This is a genomic window from Kitasatospora sp. NPDC001225 (assembly GCF_053597855.1).
Window position 1 is genome coordinate 1 of the sequence record NZ_JBSFJC010000118.1, and the last position, 25095, is coordinate 25095.

Below are 25095 nucleotides of genomic sequence, written 5' to 3' on the forward strand. Positions count from 1 at the left end.
TCTTCTCCCCCACCCCCCCTCTCTTTCCCTTTCCGCCGCGGGGGCGCTTTGCTGCCCCTGTTGGCCCCCCTCCGGAGCTCCGGAGGGGCCCTTCCGTCGTCAGCGCCGGGTCAGTTCGCCCGGAAGCCCTCGTAGGCGTTGTAGAGGGCCGCGCCGCCCTCGTGCTCCGCGCCGCGCTCGACGATGTCGCCGAGCAGCCAGGCCTCCACGCCGCGGTCCTCCAGGATCGACAGCACGGCGTCCACCGAGTGCGGCGGGACGACCGCGACCATGCCGACGCCCATGTTCAGCGTCTTCTCGATCTCCAGGGTGGCCACCTTGCCGACCTCGGCGACGGTCCGGAAGACCGGCAGCGGGGTCCAGGTGCCGCGGTCCAGGCGGGCGTGCAGGCCGTCCGGGACGACCCGGGCCAGGTTGGCCGCCAGGCCGCCGCCGGTGACGTGCGAGAAGGCGTGCACCTCGGTGGCGCGGGTGAGCGCCAGGCAGTCCAGCGAGTAGATCCGGGTCGGCTCCAGCAGCTCCTCGCCGAGCGTCCGGCCGAACTCCTCGACCTTGCGGTCCAGCTTCCAGCCGGCCTCGTTCAGCAGCACGTGGCGGACCAGCGAGTAGCCGTTGGAGTGCAGGCCGGAGGCGGCCATCGCGATCACCACGTCGCCGGCCCGGACCCGGTCCGCGCCGAGCAGCGCGTCGGCCTCCACCACACCGGTGCCGGCGCCCGCGACGTCGTACTCGTCCGGGCCCAGCAGGCCCGGGTGCTCGGCGGTCTCGCCGCCGACCAGGGCGCAGCCGGCCAGCGCGCAGCCCTCGGCGATGCCCTTGACGATCGAGGCGACCCGCTCCGGGACGACCTTGCCGACGCAGATGTAGTCGGTCATGAACAGCGGCTCGGCGCCGCAGACCACCAGGTCGTCGACGACCATGCCGACCAGGTCGTGGCCGATGGTGTCGTGCTTGTCCATGGCGGCCGCGATGGCCACCTTGGTCCCCACGCCGTCGGTGGCCGAGGCCAGCAGCGGCCGCTCGTAGTTCTTGAAGGCGGACGCGTCGAAGAGGCCGGCGAAGCCGCCGAGACCGCCGACCACCTCGGGGCGGTTGGCCTTCTTCACCCACTGCTTCATGAGCTCGACGGCGCGGTCGCCCGCCTCGATGTCGACACCGGCGGCGGCGTAGGTGGCGCCGTTCTGGTTGCTGGTCACTGCGTGCGGCCCTTTCGGGTCAGGTGGGGGTGGTTCGGAAACAGCGGTGGGGCCCCGGTTCGCGGGACCCCACCGTGCGTTCTTACGGGCGGCGCAGCGCGTCGGCCGCGCCCGCCCCGCCGAGCAGCGACTGGACGCCGTCCAGGTCGCTGCCGCTGGTCGGCTTGCCACGGACGGCGGGCGGCTGCTGGCCGCCCTTGATCTCGGCCTCCAGCAGGAGCTTGCCGAGCAGCGCCGGGTCGGGCAGCTCCATCGGGTACTCGCCGTCGAAGCAGGCCCGGCAGAGCCGGTCCTTGGGCTGCTTGGTGGCCTCGATCATGCCGTCGATCGAGATGTAGGAGAGCGAGTCCGCGCCGAGCGTGCGGCCGATCTCCTCGATGGTCATGCCGTTGGCGATCAGCTCCGCGCGGGTGGCGAAGTCGATGCCGAAGAAGCAGGGCCACTTCACCGGCGGCGAGGAGATCCGGATGTGCACCTCGGCGGCGCCGGCCTCGCGCAGCATCTTCACCAGCGCGCGCTGGGTGTTGCCGCGCACGATCGAGTCGTCCACGACCACCAGGCGCTTGCCGGCGATGACCTCGCGCAGCGGGTTGAGCTTGAGCCGGATGCCGAGCTGGCGGATGGTCTGGCTGGGCTGGATGAAGGTGCGGCCCACGTAGGCGTTCTTCACCAGGCCGGAGCCGTACGGGATGCCGCTGGCCTCGGCGTAGCCGATCGCGGCGGGGGTGCCGGACTCGGGCGTCGCTATCACCAGGTCGGCCTCGACGGGCGCCTCCTTGGCCAGCCGGCGGCCCATCTCCACGCGGGAGAGGTGCACGTTGCGGCCGGCGATGGAGGTGTCGGGGCGGGCCAGGTAGACGTACTCGAAGACGCAGCCCTTGGGCTTGGCCTCGGCGAACCGCGAGCTGCGCATGCCGTTCTCGTCGATGGCGATGAGCTCGCCCGGCTCGACCTCGCGGATGAAGGAGGCGCCGCAGATGTCCAGCGCCGCCGTCTCGGAGGCGACCACCCAGCCGCGCTCCAGCCGGCCGAGCACCAGCGGGCGGATGCCCTGCGGGTCACGGGCGGCGTAGAGGGTGTGCTCGTCCATGAAGACGAGCGAGAACGCGCCCTTGACCTTGGGCAGCACGACCTTGGCCGTCTCCTCGATGGAGAGGTCCGGGTGGCCGGCGAGCAGCGCCGTCACCAGGTCGGTGTCGTTGGTCGCGGCGTTCCGGCCGGAGCGCGAGACGTGCTCCTCGCCGGGCAGTTCGGCGACCATGGCCGCCAGTTCGGCGGTGTTCACCAGGTTTCCGTTGTGCCCGAGGGCCAGCGAACCGTGAACGGTCGCGCGGAAGGTCGGCTGGGCGTTCTCCCAGACCGAGGAACCGGTGGTCGAGTAGCGGGCGTGTCCGACGGCGATATGCCCGTGCAAGGACCCCAGCGATGCCTCGTCGAAGACCTGGGAGACGAGCCCCATGTCCTTGAAGACGAGAATCTGGGAGCCGTTGCTCACTGCGATGCCCGCGGATTCCTGACCGCGGTGCTGCAGGGCGTAAAGGCCGAAGAACGTGAGCTTGGCGACCTCCTCGCCGGGAGCCCAGACACCGAAGACGCCACAAGCGTCCTGGGGGCCTTTCTCACCGGGAAGAAGATCGTGGTTGAGTCTTCCGTCACCACGTGGCACGCCTTCGAGTCTAGGGCAGTTGACCCGGGCTTCCGGACCCCGGGACTGCGGCTTTGTCCCGCGATCGCGAGTTAACGCGCGTAGACAAAACCCCTTACCGGTCCGGCATTTCGGGTGGGGGGAATTCCGGCGCGTGGCGGTTGGCCTTGCGGTTCGCGCCTGTTGGGGAGTTCGGTGTGCGCGGCGGCGGGGGTCGGGGTGCGGACGAACGTGAGCCTGCTCACCCGGGGTTCCCCCACCGGTCGCCCGGCGGTCGTCCGGCGGTCGTCCGCCCGTGGTTCCCCGGCCGCCCGCCGGTCGTCCGCCCGTCAGGCCGCCGGCAGCAGCAGGCCCCAGGCCCCCGGGTGCACCGTCCAGGTCCGGGCCCGGACCGGGCCGACCGGGTGGCCGTCCGCCTCGTAGCCGAAGCCGCGCCCGACCACCGAGACGCTCGCCGCCCGGGCCCGCACCAGGGCGCCGGAGGCGGCGACCACCACCTCCATCTCGCCCGTCCCGTGCGAGGCGCCGGTCGGGAGCGTGACCTGGACCAGCCGGACCGGCCGGTGGACGTCCGCGAGCAGCCGGCCGTCGGCCTCGACCCGGACCCGGGAGCCGTGGTCGGTGCCGTCCGGGGTGAGTGCGTTCGCCTGCTCGGCCGCAGCCAGTTTCGCCCATAGCGAACGCCAGCCACCCGGACGGCCCACCGGACGGCGCGCGGCCCCGCCGGTGATCCGCACCCCGCCCAGCGCCACCCCGCCGCCGTCGTCGACCAGCAGGTCCAGCCGGCGCGGCGCGCCCGAGAGCACCGCCCGCGCGGCCCGGACCGGCTCCCCCGGCACGCCGAGCGCGCGGGCCGCGGCCAGCTCCTCCGAGCGGCCGACCGGAACCATCCCCACCGGTTCGTCGCCCAGCTCACGCTGGCGGTGCAGGGCCTGGAGCACCCGCTGCAGAGCGAGGTCGGAACCGATCACCACCGGTCGCCTCCGACCCCGGTGCGAAAGCACCCGGTCGAGCTCGGAAGGGCTCTCCGGAAAGACCACCTTGACGTCCGCTCCCCCGCAGAGCACGTCCTTCGCGATCCGCACCGACTCGCCGTCGGTCTGCCGGGCCACCGGGTCGAGGAGCAGCAGGAGCGGCTCCGGGCCGCCGGTAGCAGGCGTGGACAGGGACGACACGACCGGTCCTTCCTCAGGTAATCTCTCGGTGCAAGAGCCCCTTGCGCCATTGCGCCAGGGGCTTCGTCTATCTCGGGGCAGACTGCGGCCTACGCAGGATGCCCCAACCGGAAGGGGTGTACGCCTGTGCCGGCACTCGTGCTCGTTGGCGCTCAGTGGGGAGACGAGGGCAAGGGGAAGGCCACCGACCTCCTCGGTGGCTCCGTGGACTACGTGGTCCGCTACCAGGGCGGCAACAACGCCGGTCACACGGTGGTCATCGGTGACCAGAAGTACGCCCTGCACCTGCTCCCTTCCGGCATCCTCAGCCCGAACGTGACGCCGGTGATCGGCAACGGCGTCGTGATCGACCCGGCCGTGCTGCTCTCCGAGCTGGCCGGCCTGAACGACCGCGGCATCGACACCTCCAAGCTGCTGATCTCGGGCAACGCCCACCTGATCACGCCGTACCACCGCACCCTGGACAAGGTCACCGAGCGCTTCCTCGGCAAGCGCCGGATCGGCACCACCGGCCGCGGCATCGGCCCGACCTACGCGGACAAGATCAACCGCGTCGGCATCCGGGTCCAGGACCTGTTCGACGAGTCGATCCTGCGCCAGAAGATCGAGGCGGCGCTGCACGACAAGAACCAGATCCTGGTCAAGCTGTACAACCGCCGCACCATCCCGGCCGACCTGGTGGTCGAGGAGTACCTGGGCTACGCGGAGAAGATCAAGCCCTTCCTCGCCGACACCACCCTCGTCCTGGACGAGGCGCTGAAGGCCGACAAGGTCGTCCTGCTGGAGGGCGGCCAGGGCACCCTGCTCGACGTCGACCACGGCACGTACCCCTTCGTGACCTCGTCGAACCCGACCGCGGGCGGCGCCTGCACCGGCGCCGGCATCGGCCCGACCAAGATCGACCGGGTCATCGGCATCCTCAAGGCCTACACCACCCGCGTCGGCTCCGGCCCGTTCCCGACCGAGCTGCTCGACGAGGACGGCGAGGCGCTGCGCCGGATCGGTGGCGAGCGCGGTGTCACCACCGGCCGCGACCGCCGCTGCGGCTGGTTCGACGCCGTCATCGCGCGCTACGCGACCCGGGTCAACGGCCTCACCGACTTCTTCCTCACCAAGCTGGACGTGCTGACCGGCTGGGAGCAGATCCCGGTCTGCGTCGCGTACGAGATCGACGGCAAGCGCGTCGAGGAGCTCCCCTACAACCAGTCGGACTTCCACCACGCCAAGCCGATCTACGAGACGCTGCCGGGCTGGACCGAGGACATCAGCAAGGCGAAGACCTTCGCCGAGCTGCCGAAGAACGCCCAGGCGTACGTGAAGGCGCTGGAGGAGATGTCGGGCGCGCCGATCTCGGCCATCGGCGTCGGCCCGGGCCGCGACGAGACGATCCAGATCAACTCGTTCATCTGAGCCTGATCCTCGGCTGACACTTCGAGGGCCCCGCGGGATCCGTCCCGCGGGGCCCTCGTCTGCCTCACGCGGGAGATTTGCACTAGTGCAAACATCTCTTGCTTCTAGTGCAGAGCGGCGCTACGTTCGGATCATGACCGCGAAGCTGCCCTCACCCGTCGTCCTCACCGGCCGCCACATCCGCCTGGAGCCGCTGGAGCGCCGCCACCTCGCCGACCTCTGGACGGCCGTCGGCTCCGACCCCGAGGTCTGGCGCTGGACCATGCACCTGCCGCCCGTCTCGGAGCAGGAGTTCGGCGCGGTCCTCGACATCCGCGTCGCCGAGGCGGCGGCCGGCGAGTCGGTGAACTTCGCCGCCGTCGACCTCGCGAGCGGCCGGGCCGTCGGCGTCACCGGCTACCACGACCTCAGCGCGCAGGACGAGTCCGTCGAGATCGGCGGCACCTGGTACGCCCGCTCGGTCTGGCGCACGGCGGTCAACACCGAGGCCAAACTGCTGCTCCTCTCCCACGCGTTCGAGGACCTCGGCATGGGCCGCGTCTTCTGGAAGACCGATGCCCGCAACGAGCGCTCCCGCACCGCGATCCAGCGCCTCGGCGCCCAGTACGAGGGCACCCTCCGCCGCCACCGCCGGCGCCCCGACGGCACCTGGCGGGACAGCGCCTACTTCTCGATGCTCGCCGAGGAGTGGCCGGCGGCCAAGTCCCGTCTGACCGAGCGGCTTTCACGGGGCTGAGCCGCCGGACCGGCGGAGTGCGGCGAAGGGGGCGCGGAGGCTATTTCCGCTCGCCTCGGGCGGAATGGCCGGCCGCGAACTCGCGCTTGGCCGCGCGGGGTTCACAGGCCTGGATGTTCACCAGCCAGACCAGCCAGCCGACGAACAGGACGGCGAGCAGGAGCGCCGACAATCCGGCGACGAGAAGCGCATTCACCGGGATGCGGAAATGCGCCGGGGTGGATGGGGCCGATGGGGAGGGCCGAGGGGCGTGGGGAGTGGCATGGCTGTCTCCGGTCGGTGATTTCGGGCGCCGCGACCATGCATCTGATGTGTCATTACGGCCGAATGTCGGCCGTTAGACGACTGTTTGACGACTGTTTAGGCGGCAACAAGTCAGTGAGTGACACAGATGACCATAGGGTCAAGGTGCCAGAGTTGCTACCGAGCGGGAAGACGTTCACTCCATCGTGGGGTATCCCCCATTTTGGTAGCTAGGGCCCGGTACGCGCGGCACACTTCACCGGAAGCATCGACGCGAGCCGCGACCCGGAGAAGAGAGTCATGCCACCCCGCTTGTCGCCGACCGTGCGCCAGCAGCGCCTCGGGATCGAGTTGCGCAGGATGCGCGAGCTCGTGGGCGTCACGCCCAAGAGCCTGGCCGCCACCATCGGCACCGACCTGCCCAAGATCTCCCAGATGGAGAACGGGAAGTCGGGCATCAGCGCCGAGCGGCTCCGGATCTGGGCGCACACCTGCGGCTGCGAGGACGGCCCTTACCTGGACGCCCTGTTGACGATGACGCAGGACCGGCGCAAGTACTGGTGGGACGGCTACCGCGGCCGGCTGCCGAACGCGATCATCGACATCGCGGAGATGGAGCACCACGCCTCCTCCCTGTCCATCCTGAACAGCACCTTCATCCCCGGCCTGCTGCAGACCCCGGACTACGCCGCCGCGGTGTTCGAGCGGCTTCCCCCCCAGTACCGGCAGGAGGCGGACATCCGCAAGGCGTTCCGGATCCGGCGCCAGCAGATCTTCGTCGACCACCCGAAGCCGTACAGCGCGTTCCTCCACGAATCCGCGCTGCGCATGCAGTTCGGCGGCCCGGACGTGCTGCGCGACCAGCTGCGGGGCCTGCTGGAGAACTCCGAACGGCCCGGGGTGGAGATCCGGGTGATCCCGTTCAGCGTGCCCACCTACACCGGCTCCGGGGAGAGCCTGTACCTCGCCCGCGGGCCCGTCCCGGAGCTCGACACCGTCCAGATCGATCTCTCCCACGGGCCGACATTCGTGCACACCCAGGTCGAACTGGCCTCCTACCGCCGGATCAAGGAGGAGACCGCGGCGATCGCGCTCGGACCGGACGAGTCCCGGGAGTTCATCCGGTGCTTGCTGAAAGACTTCGCATGAGTACCTGGCGCAAGGCCTCGGCCAGCGGTGAGAGCACCGACTGCGTCGAGGTCAGAGCCGCGGGCGAACTGGTGGAGATCCGCGAGTCGGACCGGCCCGAGGTCGTCGTGCGGACCACCCCGCGCAAGTGGGCCGCCTTCGTCCGCGGGGTGAAGTCCGGGGAGTTCGACCGGTACGGGGACTTCACCCGACCCTGATGCCCGACCCTGACGTCCGACCCTGACGTCCGGCCGTGATCCCGGCCGTGATTCCCGACCCCGCCCGGCGCGTGCGGCGGCGCCGCCGACCGGCCCCGCTCCTTGCGCCCCGGCCCCCGCTCCTTGCCCTAGGCTGGCAGCCCACAGTGGACCCTGCGCCCGACACGGCACTCCGGGTGGGGTGCGCGTGCGGGAGAAATCGGAGCATCCGAGGATGGCTCGGCACCTGATCACCAGCGCCCTTCCGTACATCAACGGGATCAAGCACCTGGGCAACATGGTCGGGTCCATGCTCCCGGCGGACGTCTACGCCCGCTACCTGCGCCGACGCGGGCACGAGGTGCTGTTCATCTGCGCCACCGACGAGCACGGCACGCCCGCCGAACTCGCCGCCCAGGAAGCCGGGTTGCCGGTCGCGGTGTTCTGCGCCCGGGCGCACGACGCGCAGCGGGCGGTGTACGACGGCTTCGGGCTCTCCTTCGACCACTTCGGCCGCAGCTCCTCGCCGCAGAACCGGGAGATCACCCAGGAGATCGCCCGCGAGCTCCAGCGCAACGGCTTCATCGAGGAGCGCGCGATCCGCCAGGTGTACTCCAACGCCGACGGCCGCTTCCTGCCGGACCGCTACATCGTCGGCACCTGCCCGCACTGCGGCTACGACAAGGCCCGCGGCGACCAGTGCGAGAACTGCACCCGGGTGCTGGACCCGACCGACCTGCTGGAGCCGCGCTCGGCGATCAGCGGCAGCGCCGACCTGGAGGTCCGGGAGACCCGCCACCTGTTCCTGCTCCAGTCCAAGCTCACCGAGGAGGTCGAGGACTGGATCGACGCCCACGCCGACGACTGGCCGGTGCTGGCCTCCTCGATCGCCCGCAAGTGGCTGACCGAGGGCCTCCAGGACCGCTCGATCACCCGCGACCTGGAGTGGGGCGTCCCGGTGCCGGCCGACGTGTGGCCCGAACTGGCCGCCGAGGGCAAGGTGTTCTACGTCTGGTTCGACGCCCCGATCGAGTACATCGGCGCCACCAAGGAATGGGCGGACGCGGCCCCGGCCGGACACCTGCGGGACTGGAAGTCCTGGTGGTACGAGGCCGACGAGAGCGTCCGGTACACCGAGTTCATGGGCAAGGACAACGTCCCGTTCCACACCGTGATGTTCCCGGCCACGCTGCTCGGCTCGCGCCGCCCCTGGAAGAAGGTCGACTACGTCAAGGCCTTCAACTGGCTGACGTACTACGGCGGGAAGTTCTCCACCAGCCAGCGGCGCGGCGTCTTCGGCAACGACGCGCTGGACCTGCTGCCCGCCGACTACTGGCGCTACTTCATGATGGCGCACGCGCCCGAGTCGGACGACTCCAGCTTCACCTGGGACCTGTTCGCCTCGGTCGTCAACAAGGACCTCGCCGACACCCTCGGCAACTTCGTCAACCGGGTGCTCACCTTCAGCCGCAAGCGCTTCGGCGACGACGTCCCGGGCGGCCACGCCCCGGGCGAGGCCGAGCAGCGCCTCGGCGAGCAGGTCGCCGGGCTCCTCGCCGAGTACGAGGCCCAGCTGGACGCGCTCAACTTCCGCAAGGCGGCGCAGGCCCTGCGCGCGCTGTGGAGCGCGGGCAACGCGTACCTGGACGAGAAGGCCCCCTGGCTCCAGGTGAAGACCGACCCGGAGGCGGCGGCGCTGACCCTGCGCACCGCGATGAACCTGATCCACCTGTACGCGGTGGTCTCCGAGCCGTTCATCCCGACCACGGCGGCGGCCATGCGCGGCGCCTTCGCGCTGCCCGCGGACTCGCCGGCCGCCACCCGCGACTGGATCGGCCCGGAGGAGGCGCGGGCGCTGGACCTGGTGCCGGCCGGGACGGCGTTCACGGTGCCGCCGGTGCTGTTCGCCAAGATCACGGACGAGGACCTGGCGGCCTGGACGGAGCGCTTCGGCGGCTCGGCGGGCTGAGCGGCGGGACGGCTGGACGGCGGCGGGGCCCGGGGTGATTCCCGGGCCCCGCCGCCGTTCTCGTACCGCCGTACCGTCCTGCCGACGCGCCGCCCTCAGCCGAGCAGGTCCAGCGCGCCCGTCCCGGTGAGGTCGTACGCCCCCGCGAGGACCAGGAAGAGCAGCACCGCCAGCGTCAGCCCCGTGTAGTGCAGCCGCCCGAACAGGTTCCACCAGCGCCCGCGCCAGGCCACCACCGTGCAGAGCGCCATCACCGGGGAGAGCGCCAGGGCCGTCAAGACCAGGACCGGGACCACCGTCAGCAGCGGCGAATCGCCCAGGAACAGCGTCTGGTTGAGCGCGTTGGCGTCCGCCGTCAGCAGGGCGAAGCAGCCGGTGGCGGCGAGCAGCAGCGCCCCGGTGGTCCAGCCGAGCAGCCGTACGGCCGGCCGGTCGGCCCGGCCCCGGCGGCGGGCCAGGCGGACCGCCGCCGCCACCGGCCAGCCGAGCAGGGTGAGGGCGAGGACGGCGAGGCTGCCGACGGCGACCGCCTGGTGCGGGCCGGGTGCCTGGTACCAGGCGAGCCGCTGGTAGGCGATGGTCGGGTCGGCGTCGGTGAGCAGCGTGAGGGTGCCGTCGGCGGCCCGCTGGAAGGCGATCCGCGCGGTGCCGCCGACCTGCTGGAACAGGCCGGGTTCGAGCTGCTCCCAGTGCGTCTCGGCCGCCTCCGGGTCCCGGGTGACGGGGCCGGTGACGGTGAGCCGGCCGTGCTCGGCGGTGACGTGCGGGGAGGCCATCAGGGCGGCGGCCCGGGTGAGGGCGGCGTGGCTGGTGCGGGTGGAGCGGTAGTCGCCGGTGTAGGCGTCCAGGCCGCCGGTGAGCGGCGCGGTCGCGGCGGCCGGGGGCGCGGGCAGGAAGCGGTCCAGGAAGGCGGTGAGCACCTGCTGGGTGGCCCAGCCGCCGCTGGCGTCGGTGCCGTCGCCGTTGAGGGTCACGTAGAGGCCGAGGCCGCGCTGGGGCAGCAGGGCGAGGTTGCTGTGGAAGCCGGGCACGTCACCGTCCTTGACCAGCAGCTGCTCACTGCCGTGGGTGCGCTGCTCCAGCAGGTAGGCCAGGCCGGGCAGGCGCGGGTCGGGGCCGTAGTGGCGGGCGAGCAGCCGCTCGGCCGTCGCCGGGTCGAGGATCCGCCGGGCGTCCGGGCCGCCCTGCGGGAGCAGGGCCAGCAGCAGCTTCGCCATGTCGTCGGCGGTGGTGACGGCGGCGGCGCCGGTGGGCGTCCAGGGGCCGTAGAGGCCCGCGGTCCCGGTCTGGCCGTCGCCCTCGGGGCGGTGGCCGCGGGCGAGGTCGGCGTCGATCGCGGCGGGGTGGGGCTGGCTGAAGGTGGTGCGGTCCATCCCGAGGGGCTGGAGGACGTGCTGGGAGACGTACTGGTCGAAGGGCTGCCCGGAGACCGTCTCGACCAGGTAACCGGCCAGCGCCACACCGTAGTTGTCGTACGCGGCGGCGGTGCCGGGGGCGCGGACCCGGTCGGGCTGGTGGGCGGCGAGCGAGGCGCCGAGGCCCTCGACCCGCTCGGGTCCGGCCTGGGCGAGGCCCATGAAGCTGTCGTCGAAGCCCGCGGTGTGGGTGAGCAGGTTCTCGACGGTGACCGGGCGGCCCGGGTAGCCGTCCCTGACCTTGAAGGCGGTCAGGTAGCGGTTGACGTCGGTGCCCAGGTCCAGCTTCCCCGCCGCGACCTGCTGGAGGACGGCGACGGCGGTGAACACCTTGGCGTCGGAGCCCATGAAGAAGGCGGTCCGCGCCGGGTCGACGGGCCGGTTCGTCCGGGTGTCCGCGACGCCGTAGCCGCCCGAGAAGACCTCCCGCCCGCCGGCCACCACGGTCACGGCGGCGCCGGGGATGCGGTGCTCGGCGAGCAGCCGGGGAAGCAGCTCGTCGAACAGGGCTCTCACCTGGACGGGGTCGGCCGGGGAGGGCGGCGCACCGGTTCCGGCCGTCGGCACGCCTGTTCGCGTCGTCGGCGCGCCGCTTCCTGCCGTCGGCGCACCGGTTCCGGACGCGTGCCCGACGGCGTGGGCCGGGGTGAGGCCGTGGAGGAAGAGGCCGAGGGTGGCCAGCACCAGGACCAGACGGACCAGCGGACGGCCGGCGGCGAAGCGCTTGGACATGGCGAACTCCCGTGATCATTGCGGTGGTTGGCGGGGATCCGGCGCTCCGCTGACGGGCCGCTTCCGGACACCTCGAACGCTAGGCCGGGGACGGTGGGCCGGGGCAGGGCCCCTGGGCGTCGATCGGAGGGTGTACCCAGGTACCGCCGAGAGGGGGCCGAGGCCCCGTGAACAGGGCGGCGGGGTAGGGCAGTCTGGTGGTCCGCAGGGTCGGGACGGCGGCCGCGAGGCCGGTACGGAGGGGGACGGACAGTGACAACGGGCAACGTGGGCAAGGAAGTCGGGGACGGCGCCGAGGCCGCCGGGCGGAGCGCGGGCACCCCGCTCGACCGGGCGCGCCGGGCCGTACGGGACCTGCTGCGCGCGACGGCGCTGGCCGGGTTCGCGGTGCCGCAGCTGCTGCTGCTCGTCGCCGCCACGGTCACCGCCGTCCTGCTGGGCGTGGGCCTCGGCGTCCTGCTGGTGCCGGCGACCGTCCTCGCCGTCCGGGCCCTGGCCGGCCGCCGCCGCACGCTGGCCGCCCGCTGGTCCGGCGTCGCGGTCCGCGAGCCGTACCGGCCGCTGCCGCTGGCCGAGCCGGGCCTCAAGGGCGCCTGGCAGCGCTGCCGGGCCCTGCTCGGCGACCCGGCCACCTGGCGGGACCTGCTCTGGCTGCTGGTCGACCCGGTGATCGGCTTCACCGTGGCGCTGTTCCCGCCGGCCCTGGTCGCCTTCGGCCTCTTCGGCCTGCTGCAGCCCTGGCTCTGGGAGCCGATCGCCTCGGCCGACGGCAACACCTGGTACTGGTGGGTGCACGTGACGGACCCGGGCAGCGCCCGGATCGCCGTCCTGCTCGCCGTCCCGACCCTCCTGGCCGGTCCGGCGATCGCCCCCGGCGCGCTGCGCGGCCACACCGCGCTGGCCGGGGCCCTGCTCGGCCCGACCGCCCGAGCCGAGGCGCTGGCCGCCCAGCGCAAGGTCGTCCACCTGACCGAGACCCGGCGCGACGCGCTCACCGCCCAGGCCGCCGAACTGCGCCGGATCGAACGGGACCTGCACGACGGCGCGCAGGCCCGGCTGGTGGCCATGGGGATGAACCTGGGCGTCGCCGAGCGGCTGGTCGAACGGGACCCGCAGGCCGCGAAGCAGCTGCTCGCCGAGACCCGCCAGGCCTCCGCCACCGCCCTCAACGAGCTGCGCGACCTGGTCCGCGGCATCCACCCGCCGGTCCTCGCCGACCGCGGACTGGCCGACGCCGTACGGGCCCTGGGCATGGACAGCCCGCTGAACGTCACGGTCACCGCCGACCTGCCCGGCCGCGCCGAGGCGCCGGTCGAGTCCGCCGTCTACTTCGCCGTCTCCGAAGCCCTGACGAACGCCGCCAAGCACGCGGGCGCGAGCCGGGTCGACGTCCAACTCTGGTACCAGGACGGCACCCTGAAGGCCCAGGTCACCGACGACGGCACCGGCGGCGCCGACCCCTCGCGCGGCACCGGGCTGCGCGGCCTGGAACGGCGGCTTGCTACCTTCGACGGCGTCCTGGCCGTCCGCAGCCCGCTCGGCGGCCCCACGACCCTGACGATGGAGCTGCCGTGCGAGTTGTCCTCGCCGAGGACCTCTTCCTCCTGAGGGACGGACTGGTCCGGATGCTGGAGGCCTACGACTTCGAGGTCGTGGCCGCGGTGGACACCGGACCGGCCCTCCTGGAGGCCCTGCTCACCGAGCGCCCGGACGTGGCCGTCGTCGACGTGCGGCTGCCCCCGACGTTCACCGACGAGGGCCTCCAGGCCGCCCTGGAGGCGCGCCGGCGGATCCCCGGACTGCCGGTGCTGGTGCTCTCCCAGTACGTCGAGCAGCTCTACGCCAAGGAGCTGCTCGCCGACGGCACCGGCGCGATCGGCTACCTGCTGAAGGACCGGGTCTTCGACCCCGACGAGTTCGTGGAGACGGTCCGGCGGGTGGCGGCCGGCGGCACCGCGCTCGACCCGCAGGTGATCGCCATGCTGGTCGGCAGCAACGAACGCAACAAGCCGCTGGACCGCCTGACGCCGCGTGAGCGCGAGGTGCTGGGCCTGATGGCGGAGGGCCGCTCCAACGCGGCGATCGCCGAACGGATGGTGATCACCGAGCGGGCGGTGAAGAAGCACACCGCCAACATCTTCCTCAAGCTCGACCTGCCGCCCTCGGAGGAGGACCACCGGCGGGTGCTGGCCGTGCTCGCCTTCCTCCAGGTCGCGCCCTGAGCCGTCCTCAGTCCTCGGCGCCCTGGGTCGTGGTTCCCTCGGGCGCGGTCTCCGCGGCCACCCAGTCGAGGTAGCCCGGACTGCCGCCCGTCACCGGCACGGCGACCAGCTCGGGCGTCTCGTAGGAGTGCCGATCGGCCACGAACGCGCCCAGCCGGTCCACGAGTTCGGCCCTGGTCTTGAGGTCGATCCGCCACTCCTCGGCGTCCCGCACCTCGCCGTCCCACCAGTACACCGACCGCACGGGGTACACCTGGGCGCAGGCCGCCAGCCGCTCCCGCACCACGGCGGATGCCAGGGCCCGGGCCCGCTCCTCGCTCTCGTGGGTCGTGGTCACCACGACGAAGCGCCGCTCACTCGCTGTCATGCGCCGACGGTACCCCGGGACGGGTCGGCCGAATTCCCGTTGCCCCGGCCGGACGGCGGTTGCCACGATCGGTCGATGACGACCTTCACCGGCCCCGACGGCACCCGGCTCGGCTACCGCGTGCTCGGCCGGGGCGAGCCGCTGCTCGTCCTCGCCGGCGGCCCGATGCGCGACGCCGCGTACCTCGGCGACCTCGGCGGCCTCTCCGCGCACCGCGCCCTGCACGTCCTCGACCTGCGCGGCACGGGCCGCTCGGAGCGCCCGGCCGACCCGGCGGACCACCGGGTCGACCGGCAGGTGGCGGACGTCGAGGCCTTCCGGACCCACCTCGGGCTCGACCGGGTGGACCTCCTCGCCCACTCCGCCGGCTGCTCGCTCGCCACCCTGTACGCGCTGCGGCACCCGGAACGCACCGGTCGGCTGGTGCTGGTCACGCCCAGCCTCCGGATCTTCGGCGGCACCTCCTCCGAGGACGACTACCGCGAGGCGGCCGAGGCCCGCGGCCTCGCCGAGGAGGAGTGGTACCCGGCGGCCCGGGCCGCCGTCCGCACCGCCTTCGCCGGCGGCGCCGCCGACCCCGACGCCGTGGCACCGCTCTTCCACGGCACCTGGGACGCCGCCGCCCGCGCCCACGAGGCCGACCGCACCGCCCAGAGCCACCCGGAGGCCGCCGCGGCCTACCACGGCGGCGGCTTCCAACCCACCGACGTCCGCGCCGCCGTGGCCGAACTCGCCTCCCCGGCACTCCTGTTGGCCGGCGAGTACGACCCCGACCCGAGGCCCGGGGCGGTCCGCGCCACGGCCGCGCTGTTCCGCCACGCCCGTACCGCCGTCCAGCCCGCCGCCGGCCACTACCCGTGGCTCGACGACCCGGCCGCCTTCAGCCGTACGGTGGCCGCCTTCCTCACACCCTGAAGCGACGCGCCGCACGGACGGTCCCACACCCGCCCCCGCCAACCCGCGAGGCCCCAGCTCCGGCGCGCCCCGGCCCGCCGGGGCCGCCGGGTCAGTCCCGGCGGGCCGTGTGGACGGTCATCGCGGAGAGGTAGAAGGCGTCCGGGCGGTGCAGGATCCCGGTGGGGGCGTCCTCGTCGAGCAGGGCGTCCAGGGTGGCCCGGTCCTCGGTGTCGAGCTGTTCGGCGAGCCGGTCGCGCAGCCGGGTCAGCTGGACGTGCAGGTAAGCGCGGACCGGGCCGGCGAGCGGGGCGGGGTGGTCGACCAGGAAGGTGCGGGTGCCGGTCGGGGTCAGCCCGGCCCGCCCGAGCATGGCCGGCCAGTCCTCGATCTCCTCGGTGCTGTCCGGCAGTTCGGCCCGCATGGTGGTGAAGCCGTCCTCGTGGGCGGCGTCCATCCGGGCCTGGAGGCCGGGCCGGCCGAGGCCGAAGTCGCGCGGCAGGTAGCGCGCGGGCAGGCCGCGTTCGGCGACGGCGAGCAGGCCGCCGGGCCGCAGCGCCCCGGCGAGCGAGGTGAGCGCGGCCTGCTGGTCGCCGAGGTGGTGGATGGCGTTGCCGGACCAGATCAGGTCGGCCTCGCCGAGCTTGTCGAACTCGGCGGGCAGGTCGGCCTGTCGGGTGCCGAGCCGGCCGCCGGAGCGGACCCGGGCGCGCTCCAGCAGGGCGGCCGACTGGTCGACGGCCACCACCTCGGCCGCCGGGAAGACCTCCGCCAGCAGTCCGGCGATCACCCCGGGCCCGCTGCCGACGTCGAGGACCCGCCGAACCGCGCCCTCGCCGTGCAGGCCGAGCAGCCACCGCCCGGCCTCGGTGACGGCGCCGGCCCGCAGGTCGCCCTCCAGCTCCAGGTGCGCGGCGAGCGCGTCCCAGTCGAAGTCGGCGGCGGGGACGTGCCCGTGGGAGTGCCCGTGGGACGGGCCGTGGGAGTGGGAGTGGTCGTGCTGGTGCGCTGACATCAGGGTTTCTCCGATCGTGGGTTGACGAAAGCTTCCCCGCTCAGGCGGGCACGGCGGCACCGGACGCGCGGTACCGCACGACGGCCCGCTCGACCTCCTCCGCCGCGAGGTCGTGGTCGAGCGCGAAGGCGGCCGCCGCGCCCATCCCGGCGGCGGTGACCACCTGGGCGCGCGGGTCGGCGACGTTGCCGACCGCCCAGACGCCGGGAAGGCTGGTGCGGCCGGTCCGGTCGGTGGTGACCCAGCCGTTGTCGTCCCGGGCGCAGTCGAGGCCGAAGAGCAGCGCGTCCCGGGGCACCGGCTGCGGGAAGACGAACACCGCCTCGCGCGGCACCACCTGCCCGTTGGCGAGCTCGACGCCGCGCAGTCGCCCGTCGTCGGAGACCAGGCGGACGATCCGGCCCTCGACCACCCGGACGTCCCGGGCGGCGAGCCGTTCCCGCTCGTCGTCGGTCAGCGCGAGGGTGTGCGCGAGCAGCACCACGTCCGCCGACCACTGCCGCAGCAGCAGCGCCTGGTTGACCGCCCCCGGGCCGGTACCGAGCACGCCGAGCGGGCGGTCGCGGACCTCCCAGCCGTGGCAGTACGGGCAGTGCAGCACATCCTGGCCCCACCGCTCGACCAGGCCGGGCAGCTCCGGCAGGCCGTCCCGCAGCCCGGTGGCGACGACCACCCGGCGCGCGTGCAGCACCGGCCCGCCGGCCAGGTGGACCACGAAGCCCGGCGCCGCGGACCCGGCCGGACCGGCACCGGCACCGGCACCGGCGGGCTCGATGTGCTCGACCCGGGCGTCGATCAGGTCCGCCCCGTACCGGGCGACCTCCTCCCGCCCGACCGCCAGCAGCGCCGCCGGGGGCATGCCGTCCCGGCTCAGGTAGCCGTGCATGTGGGCGGCGGGCGCGTTGCGCGGCTCGCCGGCGTCCACCACCGCGACCCGGCGCCGGGCCCGGCCCAGCACCAGCGCGGCGTTCAGCCCCGCCGCTCCGGCGCCGACCACCACCACGTCGTAGCGCTCGCTCTCCCTGCTCCCGGTCACCCCGGCTGTCCTGGTCGTCCCGGTCGTCTCGCCCATGGCGCTCACCTCCACCGCCAGGCTGCGGCCCACCCCACCGGATCGGCAAGCAATGTTGCCGCCTCAGCAAACCCCAGCCCCGAGCCGACCTCGCCCTCAGCCCACCTCGGCGGCCCGCGCCCCCGTCCGCCGCCAGTACGACCGGGCGGCCACCGCCAGCGCGACCCCGTACCCGGCGAACCCGCACATCCCCACCCAGGCGACCTCCAGCGCGCTCTGCTCACCGGCGAACTCGCCCAGCCTGATCCGCGTCACCCCGGCGGTGCACAGCCCCAGGTAGCCGACCCCGACCACCCCGTACGGCGCCAGCGTGGCCGCACCCAACAGGGCCGGGGCGAGCGGCAGCCAGCGCGGCACCCGGCGGCCGCGCAGCGGCAGGGTCCAGCGCGGGAAGACCTGCCCCCACGGACGGACCAGCCCCCAGAGCAGGAACACCCCGAGCAGCGCCAGCAGCATCGTGCCGTCCAGTCCCCAACGCTCCAGGGCGAGCCAGAGCCCGGAGGAGCCGTTGCGCACATAGCTCGCGTACATCCGGTCACCGCTGATCCCCGCGAAACTGCCGCCGAGCGCCCAGACCAGCTTCATCAGCACGTACGGCACGAACGCCAGGGTCCCTGTCCAGGCGGCGAGTTGGACGATCGGCGGGGCCGCCGTGGGAGCCGGCGCGGCCTGCCCGGCCCGGCCGGCACGGGCACCGGGCCGCAGTCCCAGAGCGGCCCTGGCCAGCAGTACCGCCCCCAGCGCCGCCAGGGCGCGCCCCACCGTGTCGGGGACGCTGTCCACCCGCTGGCCGAACACCAGCGTCACCAGGTCCATCAGCAGGCTCCAGGCCCCCACCGCGGCCGCCCCGCAGAGCAGCCACAGCAGCCGCTGCGGCCGCACCGGTTTCCGGCGCGCCACCAGCGCTCCGGCGACGGCCGAGAGCAGCCCCACGCCGACCACCACCCACCCCGGCCAGTGCGCGCCGAACAGCGCCGTCCCGCTCAGCCCGCACCCCGCCCCGAACCCGGCGTACCCGAGCCCCCAGCCGGCCACCGCCCACCCGCTTCTCACCATGCCGCCAGGCTCACCCGCGCCACCCGCCCCGCCCCTCCCCCGGCACGGTGATCCCCCTCCCCCACCCGGGGGACCCCGCACCACGCGCGTTCGTCCCCGTGGAAGAGCTCCAGCGCAAGTGGCGGAGCGCACCCGCCGTCGACGCCGCACAGCTGCGGGCCGAGGCCGGCACCTTCTACGGCGACGAGGACCGGGTCGAGGGCGGCGGCGACCCGTGGGAGCGCGCGTGAGCGAACGACGCCAGTGCGGCCTGCTCGACACCTGTGTGGTGATCGATCTGCCGCAGATCGATCCGGAACTCCTGCCGTTCGAGGTCGCCGTGCCCTCGGTGGTGCTGGCCGAGCTCTCCCAGGGTGTCGCCATGGCCAAGGACCCGGTGCAGATGCTGGCCAGGGCCCAACGGCTGGCCGACGTGGAGGCGGAGTTCACCGCCCTCCCGTTTGACCGTGAGGCCGCCCGGCGATTCGGAACACTGATCGCACTCACGATCCAGGCCAAGCGCGACCCCCGCCCTCGCCGCATGGGCCTGATGATCGCTGCCACCGCCGCCGCCCACGGCCTACCGCTCTACACCCGGAACGCGGACGACTTCATCGGCCTGGAGCAGGGGATCGAGGTCATCGCGGTATAGCCGCCCAGCCCCGCCCGGCTGTCGGGGCTGGGCGGGCCGGGCGGGCCGGGGCTCATCCCCTCGGGGCGGCGAAGCAGTGGACGGTGACGGTGCGGCCGGAGGCCCACCGCTGGTCGCCGCTGCCGAGGTGGGTCCAGCCGAGGCGGCGGTAGAGGGCCACGGCGGCGGTGTCGGTGGCGAGGACGTCGAGCACGGGGTGCAGGCCGAGCGCCCGCGCGTGCGCCACGGCGCAGGCCAGCAGCCGGGCGCCGATGAGGTGGCCGCGCGCCGTGGGGGCGACGTAGAGGCGGCCGATCACGCTGGTGAGCTCCGGGCGGCCGCCGGTGCGGTGGCTCCACAGGGCGGGGGCGAGGTCGTCCGGGGTGCTGCGGGCGAGGCCGACGTGTCCGGCGAGCCGGCCGTCCGACTCGGCGATCCAGGCGGCGAGCTGGCCGTCCGGGGTCAGCCAGGCGGCGGGGCGGTCGGGCCAGTCGGCGGGATAGCCGTCGGCCGCGTGGACGTCGCCGAGCACCCGGACGCAGTCGGCGAGGTCGTCGGCGCGGCGCGGTCGGACCAGCACCCCCGCTCCGGCCTGCCGTGAGTGGGACGCGACGACGGTGGCGCGTTCTTCGAGGTCTGCCATGCCGGTACGTTACCGGCCGGGCCTCACCGTCGCAGCAGGTCGACGACCCCGGTCAGGTCCTCCTCGCCACCGCCGATCTCCAGCCTGCGCTCCATCAACCGGAAGTACGGCTCCAGCAGTTCGGCGCTCACCCCCTGCTCCTCGGCGGTGCCCAGCAGCGTCTGCCGGCCGGCCACCTGCATCGCCAGGTTGGACACCACGCCCTGGGTGTAGTCGCCGCTCTCCAGCTGCTCCGCGGTCCTGGCCACCGAGCCGGACATCGCGGCGAGCCAGCCGCCCAGCAGCGGCGCCAGCTCGCTCGGTGCCACGGCCTCGCCGCGGACCAGTGCGAAGGCGTGCGCGATCCCGGCGAGCATCCCGTACATCCCGCTGAGCAGCGCCACGTCGTGCAGCGCCGCGTACCCGGCGTTCGCGCCCACGTACCGGGTGCCGGCCGGGACGGCGAGCGTGGCCCCGTGCTCCTCGAACAGCTCGGACGAGCCGCTGTAGAACACGTACGCCCCGGTCGCCGGGACGCCGATCATCGGCGGGACGGCCATGATCCCGCCGTCCAGGTAGCGGGCGCCGCGCTCCTCGGCCCAGGCGGCGCGGGCGCGGGCCTGCGCGGGGGTGCTGGTGACCAGGTTGACCAGGTCCTTGCCAGTCAGGTCGACGCCGTCCAGCGCCTCCGGCACGGAGGCGTCGTCGAGCAGGCAGACGACGACCAGCCGGTTCGCGGCGACCGCCTCCGCGGCGGTGGCGGCGACGGCGGCACCGCGGGCGGCGAGCCCCTCGGCGCGGGCGGCGGTGCGGTTCCAGACGGTCAGCGGGTGCCCGGCGGCGAGCCAGGCCCCGGCCAGCGCGGTACCCATCGCGCCGAGGCCGAGCAGGGTGAGCGGGGTGGACGGGGTGTTCAGGGCGGGCGTGGTCTCGGACGCGTTCTCAACGGGGTTGGTTGCCATGGCAGTCAGCCTCCGCGCTGCCCCCGGAAACGATCAAGTACGCACTTCGGAGTGGGTGGTTACCCTGGGGTCAGTATCCAGGTCGGAGGTTCGGAAGGGGTGGGCATGGCGACCGTGCCGAGGCCGGGGGCGTACATCTGCGGGACGGACGCCGCGATGGACGTGATCGGCGGCAAGTGGAAGGTGTCGATCCTCTGGGCCCTGGGCGAGCGCCCGCGCTGCCGCTTCGGCGAGCTGCGCCGGCTGCTGCCGGGGATCACCGAGAAGGTGCTGGCCGCGCACCTGCGCGAGATGGAGGCGCACGGCATCGTGCACCGGGAGGCGTACGAGGAGGTGCCGCCGCGGGTCGAGTACGCGCTGACCGAGGCGGGGCACCGCCTCAACACGGCGCTGGGGCCGCTGGGCGCCTGGGGCCGGGAGCACCTCCTGGGCGGGGCGCCGCACCCGGCGTAGCGCGGCCGCACGGGGCGCCGTACCCGGCGTGGCGCGGGCCCTACGCGATCGCGGCCGACACCACCGCCGCCACCGCGATGTTGCAGGAGGCGGACACCCACACCGCCGGGTGCGGCTCCGGCTCGACCAGGATCGCGCCGAGCTTTCCCGGCGTCAGCAGGTCCACCAGCCAGAACGCGACGGCCATCAGCACCAGCCCAAGCAGGCCGTAACAGGCCGTCGACAGCAGGCCCTTGGCGAAGTCGGCGTAGGTGTACATGATCGCGGTGAAGACGATGCCGCCGATGCCGAGCAGCGCGGAGCTGAGCAGGACGGCGGCGTTGCGGTTGCGCTCGACCCAGATCTGGTGGCCGAGCCTGCCAGGCGTCAGCAGGTCGACCAGGCCGATGCCGAGGAGCAGCAGCACCACGCCGAGGGCGCCGTAGGCCGCCGCCGCACCGAGCCCGTGCAGGATGTCGTTCATCGTGGTTCCAGCCCCCGGTCCGCTCACGCCAGCCCCCGACCGGCTGGTCAGGGCCCCCGACCGCCTTGGTCAAGGGTTGGCAAAAGATACCCCACCCGGGTGAGGGGCGGACCGGGATCCGGAAACCGCGGACGGGTCAGTCGTCCTCGTGCACCAGGTGGTCGACGCAGGCCGCGACGGCCAGCAGCAGGCCGGTGTCCGCGCCGTCGGCGATCTCCACCCCGTAGGTGTCGCGGATCCGGAACCACTTGCGGCTGATCCGGGCCAGGTCGTCGCCGTGCTGGTTCTCGATCCGGTAGTCCTTGTCGATCAGGTTGCCGTGGATCTTCAGCTCGCCGCCGGAGGCCAGCTCCACCAGGTACTTGTCCCGGAACGGGGTGAACAGCTTCTCCCGGACGGTGGCGACCACCTCGCCGTCGGCGTCCTCGATCTTCATCGCGTCGCGGACGGTGAGCATCTTCTCCTTCACCACCGCGACCACCCGCCCGTGCGCGTCCTTCAGCTCGAAGGTGTCCCGCAGCCGCAGCACCTTGCCGTCCACCAGGTACGCCTTGCGGCCCCGGTCGTCCTCGATCCAGTAGTCGTCGCCGACCGCGAACAGCTTCTCCCTGACCAGGTACCGCACGTGCGACCTCCTCGTGTTGACGTCCGCCCCATTCGACCCCGGACCCCCGGCCGCGGGAAAGCACCGCCACGGAACGGCCGACCGGAAACCCCGTCGCACAACGGCCCCCGATCCCCTTCAATACGGCCATGCACCCCGACCTCACCACCGCCGAGCTGCGCAGCGAGCGCCTCGACCTGCTGCCGATCGCCCCCGGGCACGCCGAGGAGCTGGCGGCCGCGCTCGCCGACCCGGCCCTGCACGCCTTCACCGGCGGCCGCCCGGCCACCGTCGAGGAGCTGCGCGCCCGCTGCGCCCGGCTCGCCGCCGGCTCCCCCGACCCGGCCGAGGCCTGGGGCAACTGGGTGCTGCGGCTGCGCGCCGACGGCGCCCTCACCGGCTACGTGCAGACCACCGTCCGCCCCGACGGGGCCGAACTCGCCTGGGTGGTCGGCACCCCCTGGCAGCGCCGCGGCCTGGCCACCGAGGCCGCCCGCACCCTGCTCGCCCACCTCACCGCCGCCGGCGCCACCACCGCCCTCGCCCACATCCACCCCGACCACCACGCCTCCGCCAGGATCGCCACCGCCCTCGGCCTGCGCCGCACCACCCGCACCCAGGACGGCGAGACCCGCTGGCAGGCCGACCTCACCCGCCCGTAGCCCCTCGCGGCCCCGCACCGGAATGCGGGCAGCGGGCGTGCGGTTTGATTGACGCATGGCATCTCGTGCACGTGTACGCGCCCCCGAACTGGTCGGGGCAGGCGGTTGGCTGAACACCGGCGGCAAGGAGCTCACGCTCGCCGACTTCCGGGGCAAGATCACCATCCTGGACTTCTGGACCTTCTGCTGCATCAACTGCCTGCACGTCCTGGACGAGCTGCGGGAGCTGGAGGAGGCGCACCGCGACACCGTGGTGATCGTCGGGGTGCACTCGCCGAAGTTCGTGCACGAGGCCGACCACCAGGCCGTGGTCGACGCCGTCGCCCGCTACGAGGTGCACCACCCGGTGCTGGACGACCCGGCGCTGGCCACCTGGAAGCAGTACGCCGTCCGGGCCTGGCCGACGCTGGTGGTGATCGACCCGGAGGGCTACGTGGTCGCCCAGCACGCCGGCGAGGGGCATGCCCACGCGCTCGCCCGGCTGGTCGAGGAGCTGGAGGCCGAGCACGCCGCGAAGGGCACGCTGCGCCGCGGCGACGGCCCGTACGTGGCGCCGGAGCCGACCGCGGGGAGCCTGAAGTTCCCCGGCAAGGCGGTCCGGCTGCCGAACGGCCACTTCCTGGTCGCCGACTCCGGCCACCACTCGCTGGTCGAGCTGGCCGAGGACGGCGAGACGGTGGTGCGCCGGATCGGCGACGGGCAGCGCGGACTGGTGGACGGCGACGGCACGGACGGCGCCGGCCCGCGGTTCAGCGAGCCTCAGGGCCTCGCGCTGCTGCCGGAGGGCTCGGCGTACGACGTGGTCGTCGCCGACACCGTCAACCACGCCCTGCGCGGTGTGCGCCTCGCCGACGGCCTGGTGACCACCCTGGCCGGCACCGGCCGCCAGTGGTGGCAGGGCTCGGCCACCGAGGGCCCGGCCCGCGAGGTGGACCTCTCCTCGCCGTGGGACGTCGCCTGGTTCGACGGCCGGGTGTGGATCGCGATGGCCGGCGTGCACCAGCTGTGGTCGTTCGACCCGGCCGCCGGCACGGTCGCGGTCGCGGCCGGCACCACCAACGAGGGCCTGGTGGACGGGCCCGCCGCCGAGGCCTGGTTCGCCCAGCCGTCCGGCCTCGCGGTCTCCGCCGACGGCGAGCGGCTCTGGGTCGCCGACTCCGAGACCTCCGCGCTGCGCTGGGTTTCACGTGAAACAGGGGCGGTCCGGACCGCCGTCGGCACCGGCCTGTTCGACTTCGGCCACCGCGACGGCGCGGCCGACCAGGCGCTGTTCCAGCACCCGCTGGGCGTCACCGTGCTGCCGGACGGCTCGGTGGCCGTCGCCGACACCTACAACCACGCGCTGCGCCGCTACGACCCGGCGAGCGGTGAGGTCAGCACCCTGGCCACCGACCTGCGCGAGCCCTCCGGGGCGGTGCTGGTGGACGGCGACATCGTGGTGGTCGAGTCGGCCCGGCACCGGCTGACCAGGCTGCGGCTGCCGGAGGAGGCGGTGCGGGTCGAGTCGGTGGCGCACCGCACCCGGCGCGCGGCCACCGAGGTCGCCCCGGGCGCCTTCCGGCTGGACGTGGTCTTCGAGGCGCCGAACGGCCAGAAGCTGGACGAGCGCTACGGTAAGTCCACCCGGCTGCTGGTCAGCTCGACCCCGCCCGAGCTGCTGGTCTCCGGCGCGGGCGCGGACACCGACCTCTCCCGTGAGCTGGTGCTCTCCGCCGAGGTCGCCGAGGGCGTGCTGCACGTCTCGGCGATGGCCGCCTCCTGCGACGACGACCCGGAGATCGAGTACCCGGCCTGCCACGTGCACCAGCAGGACTGGGGCGTGCCGGTGAAGCTGGTCGCCGACGGCGCCCGCCGCCTCCCGCTGGTCCTGGCCGGGATGGAGTAGCCCGGAACAACGCTCGGCAGAACAGCGCGAAGGGGCCCGGCGGACGACCGCCGGGCCCCTTTCGCGTCCGCCGTCAGCCCTCCAGGAAGGCCTTGAGCGCGCTCGCCAGCAGGTACGGGTCCTCCGCGCCGCACAGCTCGCGCGCCGAGTGCATGGAGAGCGCCGCGATGCCGCAGTCCACCGTCTTGATGCCCAGCCGCGCCGCCGTGATCGGGCCGATCGTCGTACCGCAGGGCATGGCGTTGTTGGAGACGAAGGTCTGCCACGGCACGCCCGCCTTCTCGCAAGCGGCCGCGAACACCGCCCGCCCGACGCCGTCGGTCGCGTAGCGGTTGTTGACGTTGACCTTGAGGATCGGCCCG

Annotated in this window: 26 protein-coding genes and 1 pseudogene; 13 read left to right on the top strand and 14 right to left on the bottom strand. The window is 73.6% G+C overall.

All coding sequences use genetic code 11. The features are described 5' to 3' along the window. Window positions 1-110 precede the first annotated feature (110 nt). The 3 genes from purM to ACWDCZ_RS30575 all read right to left on the bottom strand — a co-directional run bounded on the left by purM (window position 111) and on the right by ACWDCZ_RS30575 (window position 4016). The gene (purM, locus tag ACWDCZ_RS30565) at window positions 111-1196 is read right to left on the bottom strand and encodes a phosphoribosylformylglycinamidine cyclo-ligase (protein ID WP_449817513.1); all 1086 of its coding nucleotides are present in this window, start codon (window positions 1194-1196) and stop codon (window positions 111-113) included. 82 nt (window positions 1197-1278) lie between these two features. Beyond that, entirely contained in the window at window positions 1279-2862 is a 1584-nt protein-coding gene (gene purF, locus ACWDCZ_RS30570) for an amidophosphoribosyltransferase (protein ID WP_049654084.1), read from the bottom strand. A gap of 308 nt (window positions 2863-3170) precedes the next feature. Then, on the bottom strand, window positions 3171-4016 hold the full coding sequence (locus tag ACWDCZ_RS30575) for a diacylglycerol kinase family protein (protein WP_387974331.1): 846 nt from the start codon (window positions 4014-4016) through the stop codon (window positions 3171-3173). A 126-nt stretch (window positions 4017-4142) separates the two neighbouring features. Here ACWDCZ_RS30575 and ACWDCZ_RS30580 point away from each other — a divergent pair, with 126 nt between their 5' ends. Both ACWDCZ_RS30580 and ACWDCZ_RS30585 read left to right on the top strand, forming a co-directional pair. Then, window positions 4143-5426 carry an adenylosuccinate synthase gene (locus tag ACWDCZ_RS30580; RefSeq protein WP_049656442.1) on the top strand — a complete coding sequence of 428 codons (1284 nt, stop codon included), beginning with the start codon at window positions 4143-4145 and terminating at the stop codon, window positions 5424-5426. Window positions 5427-5559: 133 nt separating this feature from the next. Then, a complete protein-coding gene (locus ACWDCZ_RS30585; protein WP_049656440.1) occupies window positions 5560-6162 on the top strand; it encodes a GNAT family N-acetyltransferase in 603 nt (200 codons plus the stop codon). A 40-nt stretch (window positions 6163-6202) separates the two neighbouring features. Here the strand turns inward: ACWDCZ_RS30585 and ACWDCZ_RS30590 are convergent, their stop codons facing one another. Beyond that, window positions 6203-6358 (bottom strand): hypothetical protein, encoded by a 156-nt coding sequence (locus ACWDCZ_RS30590; RefSeq protein WP_159028574.1) that lies wholly within the window; start codon window positions 6356-6358, stop codon window positions 6203-6205. 347 nt (window positions 6359-6705) lie between these two features. Here ACWDCZ_RS30590 and ACWDCZ_RS30595 point away from each other — a divergent pair, with 347 nt between their 5' ends. The 3 genes from ACWDCZ_RS30595 (at window position 6706) to metG (ending at window position 9699) form a co-directional block, all read left to right on the top strand. Then, window positions 6706-7554, top strand: coding sequence for a helix-turn-helix domain-containing protein (locus ACWDCZ_RS30595; RefSeq protein WP_449817514.1), 849 nt, complete (start codon window positions 6706-6708; stop codon window positions 7552-7554). Then, on the top strand, window positions 7551-7751 hold the full coding sequence (locus ACWDCZ_RS30600; RefSeq protein ID WP_049656434.1) for a DUF397 domain-containing protein: 201 nt from the start codon (window positions 7551-7553) through the stop codon (window positions 7749-7751). Before ACWDCZ_RS30595 ends, ACWDCZ_RS30600 begins: the two co-directional genes overlap by 4 nt. 214 nt (window positions 7752-7965) lie before the next feature. Continuing rightward, the gene (gene metG, locus ACWDCZ_RS30605; RefSeq protein WP_387974327.1) at window positions 7966-9699 is read left to right on the top strand and encodes a methionine--tRNA ligase; all 1734 of its coding nucleotides are present in this window, start codon (window positions 7966-7968) and stop codon (window positions 9697-9699) included. Window positions 9700-9794: 95 nt separating this feature from the next. On the opposite strand, the gene ACWDCZ_RS30610 is transcribed toward metG, so the two are convergent. Then, a complete protein-coding gene (locus tag ACWDCZ_RS30610) occupies window positions 9795-11846 on the bottom strand; it encodes a serine hydrolase domain-containing protein (RefSeq protein ID WP_449817515.1) in 2052 nt (683 codons plus the stop codon). Window positions 11847-12113: 267 nt separating this feature from the next. Here ACWDCZ_RS30610 and ACWDCZ_RS30615 point away from each other — a divergent pair, with 267 nt between their 5' ends. Continuing rightward, on the top strand, window positions 12114-13454 hold the full coding sequence (locus tag ACWDCZ_RS30615) for a sensor histidine kinase (RefSeq protein WP_449817516.1): 1341 nt from the start codon (window positions 12114-12116) through the stop codon (window positions 13452-13454). Beyond that, entirely contained in the window at window positions 13418-14068 is a 651-nt protein-coding gene (locus ACWDCZ_RS30620; RefSeq protein ID WP_074002046.1) for a response regulator, read from the top strand. The genes ACWDCZ_RS30615 and ACWDCZ_RS30620 overlap by 37 nt, the downstream gene beginning before the upstream one ends. A 7-nt stretch (window positions 14069-14075) precedes the next feature. Here the strand turns inward: ACWDCZ_RS30620 and cutA are convergent, their stop codons facing one another. Then, the gene (gene cutA / locus ACWDCZ_RS30625; RefSeq protein WP_449817517.1) at window positions 14076-14435 is read right to left on the bottom strand and encodes a divalent-cation tolerance protein CutA; all 360 of its coding nucleotides are present in this window, start codon (window positions 14433-14435) and stop codon (window positions 14076-14078) included. Between the two features lie 75 nt (window positions 14436-14510). Here cutA and ACWDCZ_RS30630 point away from each other — a divergent pair, with 75 nt between their 5' ends. Further along, window positions 14511-15350 carry an alpha/beta fold hydrolase gene (locus ACWDCZ_RS30630; protein ID WP_449817518.1) on the top strand — a complete coding sequence of 280 codons (840 nt, stop codon included), beginning with the start codon at window positions 14511-14513 and terminating at the stop codon, window positions 15348-15350. Window positions 15351-15441: 91 nt separating this feature from the next. On the opposite strand, the gene ACWDCZ_RS30635 is transcribed toward ACWDCZ_RS30630, so the two are convergent. The 3 genes from ACWDCZ_RS30635 to ACWDCZ_RS30645 form a co-directional block, all read right to left on the bottom strand. Then, window positions 15442-16344, bottom strand: coding sequence for a class I SAM-dependent methyltransferase (locus tag ACWDCZ_RS30635; RefSeq protein WP_074002043.1), 903 nt, complete (start codon window positions 16342-16344; stop codon window positions 15442-15444). Between the two features lie 40 nt (window positions 16345-16384). Then, window positions 16385-17416 carry an NAD(P)/FAD-dependent oxidoreductase gene (locus ACWDCZ_RS30640; protein WP_449817519.1) on the bottom strand — a complete coding sequence of 344 codons (1032 nt, stop codon included), beginning with the start codon at window positions 17414-17416 and terminating at the stop codon, window positions 16385-16387. 96 nt (window positions 17417-17512) lie between these two features. Beyond that, on the bottom strand, window positions 17513-18472 hold the full coding sequence (locus ACWDCZ_RS30645) for a hypothetical protein (RefSeq protein ID WP_449817520.1): 960 nt from the start codon (window positions 18470-18472) through the stop codon (window positions 17513-17515). A 98-nt stretch (window positions 18473-18570) separates the two neighbouring features. On the opposite strand from ACWDCZ_RS30645, the gene ACWDCZ_RS30650 reads away from it, so the two are divergent. Together ACWDCZ_RS30650 and ACWDCZ_RS30655 are read left to right on the top strand one after the other, a co-directional pair. Continuing rightward, on the top strand, window positions 18571-18702 hold the full coding sequence (locus ACWDCZ_RS30650; RefSeq protein ID WP_449817521.1) for a hypothetical protein: 132 nt from the start codon (window positions 18571-18573) through the stop codon (window positions 18700-18702). Beyond that, entirely contained in the window at window positions 18699-19103 is a 405-nt protein-coding gene (locus tag ACWDCZ_RS30655) for a type II toxin-antitoxin system VapC family toxin (RefSeq protein WP_049651072.1), read from the top strand. The genes ACWDCZ_RS30650 and ACWDCZ_RS30655 overlap by 4 nt, the downstream gene beginning before the upstream one ends. A gap of 52 nt (window positions 19104-19155) precedes the next feature. On the opposite strand, the gene ACWDCZ_RS30660 is transcribed toward ACWDCZ_RS30655, so the two are convergent. Together ACWDCZ_RS30660 and ACWDCZ_RS30665 are read right to left on the bottom strand one after the other, a co-directional pair. After that, window positions 19156-19725 (bottom strand): GNAT family N-acetyltransferase, encoded by a 570-nt coding sequence (locus tag ACWDCZ_RS30660; RefSeq protein WP_117488924.1) that lies wholly within the window; start codon window positions 19723-19725, stop codon window positions 19156-19158. Between the two features lie 23 nt (window positions 19726-19748). After that, the gene (locus ACWDCZ_RS30665) at window positions 19749-20666 is read right to left on the bottom strand and encodes an imine reductase family protein (RefSeq protein ID WP_449817522.1); all 918 of its coding nucleotides are present in this window, start codon (window positions 20664-20666) and stop codon (window positions 19749-19751) included. Window positions 20667-20771: 105 nt separating this feature from the next. Between ACWDCZ_RS30665 and ACWDCZ_RS30670 the strand changes: the two genes are divergently transcribed. Next, window positions 20772-21119, top strand: coding sequence for a winged helix-turn-helix transcriptional regulator (locus tag ACWDCZ_RS30670; RefSeq protein WP_074002039.1), 348 nt, complete (start codon window positions 20772-20774; stop codon window positions 21117-21119). Window positions 21120-21159: 40 nt separating this feature from the next. On the opposite strand, the gene ACWDCZ_RS30675 is transcribed toward ACWDCZ_RS30670, so the two are convergent. Together ACWDCZ_RS30675 and ACWDCZ_RS30680 are read right to left on the bottom strand one after the other, a co-directional pair. Beyond that, on the bottom strand, window positions 21160-21582 hold the full coding sequence (locus ACWDCZ_RS30675; RefSeq protein WP_074002038.1) for a DUF350 domain-containing protein: 423 nt from the start codon (window positions 21580-21582) through the stop codon (window positions 21160-21162). A gap of 136 nt (window positions 21583-21718) precedes the next feature. Next, complete coding sequence (locus ACWDCZ_RS30680; RefSeq protein ID WP_049651067.1) at window positions 21719-22207, bottom strand: LURP-one-related/scramblase family protein; 489 nt, start codon at window positions 22205-22207, stop codon at window positions 21719-21721. A 128-nt stretch (window positions 22208-22335) separates the two neighbouring features. Here ACWDCZ_RS30680 and ACWDCZ_RS30685 point away from each other — a divergent pair, with 128 nt between their 5' ends. Beyond that, entirely contained in the window at window positions 22336-22848 is a 513-nt protein-coding gene (locus ACWDCZ_RS30685; protein ID WP_449817523.1) for a GNAT family N-acetyltransferase, read from the top strand. 55 nt (window positions 22849-22903) lie between these two features. Continuing rightward, window positions 22904-24733 carry an NHL domain-containing thioredoxin family protein gene (locus ACWDCZ_RS30690; RefSeq protein ID WP_449817524.1) on the top strand — a complete coding sequence of 610 codons (1830 nt, stop codon included), beginning with the start codon at window positions 22904-22906 and terminating at the stop codon, window positions 24731-24733. Between the two features lie 73 nt (window positions 24734-24806). Here the strand turns inward: ACWDCZ_RS30690 and ACWDCZ_RS30695 are convergent. Next, window positions 24807-25095 (bottom strand): annotated as a pseudogene (locus ACWDCZ_RS30695) (M18 family aminopeptidase); the annotation flags it as partial.

Bases quoted from the DNA above. Each gene is read 5' to 3' on its own strand.
- ACWDCZ_RS30585 (WP_049656440.1), top strand. From the start codon at position 5,560: ATGACCGCGAAGCTGCCCTCACCCGTCGTCCTCACCGGCCGCCACATC.
- ACWDCZ_RS30595 (WP_449817514.1), top strand. From the start codon at position 6,706: ATGCCACCCCGCTTGTCGCCGACCGTGCGCCAGCAGCGCCTCGGGATC.
- ACWDCZ_RS30600 (WP_049656434.1), top strand. From the start codon at position 7,551: ATGAGTACCTGGCGCAAGGCCTCGGCCAGCGGTGAGAGCACCGACTGC.
- metG (WP_387974327.1), top strand. From the start codon at position 7,966: ATGGCTCGGCACCTGATCACCAGCGCCCTTCCGTACATCAACGGGATC.
- ACWDCZ_RS30610 (WP_449817515.1), bottom strand. From the start codon at position 11,846: ATGTCCAAGCGCTTCGCCGCCGGCCGTCCGCTGGTCCGTCTGGTCCTG.
- cutA (WP_449817517.1), bottom strand. From the start codon at position 14,435: ATGACAGCGAGTGAGCGGCGCTTCGTCGTGGTGACCACGACCCACGAG.
- ACWDCZ_RS30630 (WP_449817518.1), top strand. From the start codon at position 14,511: ATGACGACCTTCACCGGCCCCGACGGCACCCGGCTCGGCTACCGCGTG.
- ACWDCZ_RS30635 (WP_074002043.1), bottom strand. From the start codon at position 16,344: ATGTCAGCGCACCAGCACGACCACTCCCACTCCCACGGCCCGTCCCAC.
- ACWDCZ_RS30640 (WP_449817519.1), bottom strand. From the start codon at position 17,416: ATGGGCGAGACGACCGGGACGACCAGGACAGCCGGGGTGACCGGGAGC.
- ACWDCZ_RS30645 (WP_449817520.1), bottom strand. From the start codon at position 18,472: ATGGTGAGAAGCGGGTGGGCGGTGGCCGGCTGGGGGCTCGGGTACGCC.
- ACWDCZ_RS30660 (WP_117488924.1), bottom strand. From the start codon at position 19,725: ATGGCAGACCTCGAAGAACGCGCCACCGTCGTCGCGTCCCACTCACGG.
- ACWDCZ_RS30665 (WP_449817522.1), bottom strand. From the start codon at position 20,666: ATGGCAACCAACCCCGTTGAGAACGCGTCCGAGACCACGCCCGCCCTG.
- ACWDCZ_RS30670 (WP_074002039.1), top strand. From the start codon at position 20,772: ATGGCGACCGTGCCGAGGCCGGGGGCGTACATCTGCGGGACGGACGCC.
- ACWDCZ_RS30675 (WP_074002038.1), bottom strand. From the start codon at position 21,582: ATGAACGACATCCTGCACGGGCTCGGTGCGGCGGCGGCCTACGGCGCC.
- ACWDCZ_RS30685 (WP_449817523.1), top strand. From the start codon at position 22,336: ATGCACCCCGACCTCACCACCGCCGAGCTGCGCAGCGAGCGCCTCGAC.
- ACWDCZ_RS30690 (WP_449817524.1), top strand. From the start codon at position 22,904: ATGGCATCTCGTGCACGTGTACGCGCCCCCGAACTGGTCGGGGCAGGC.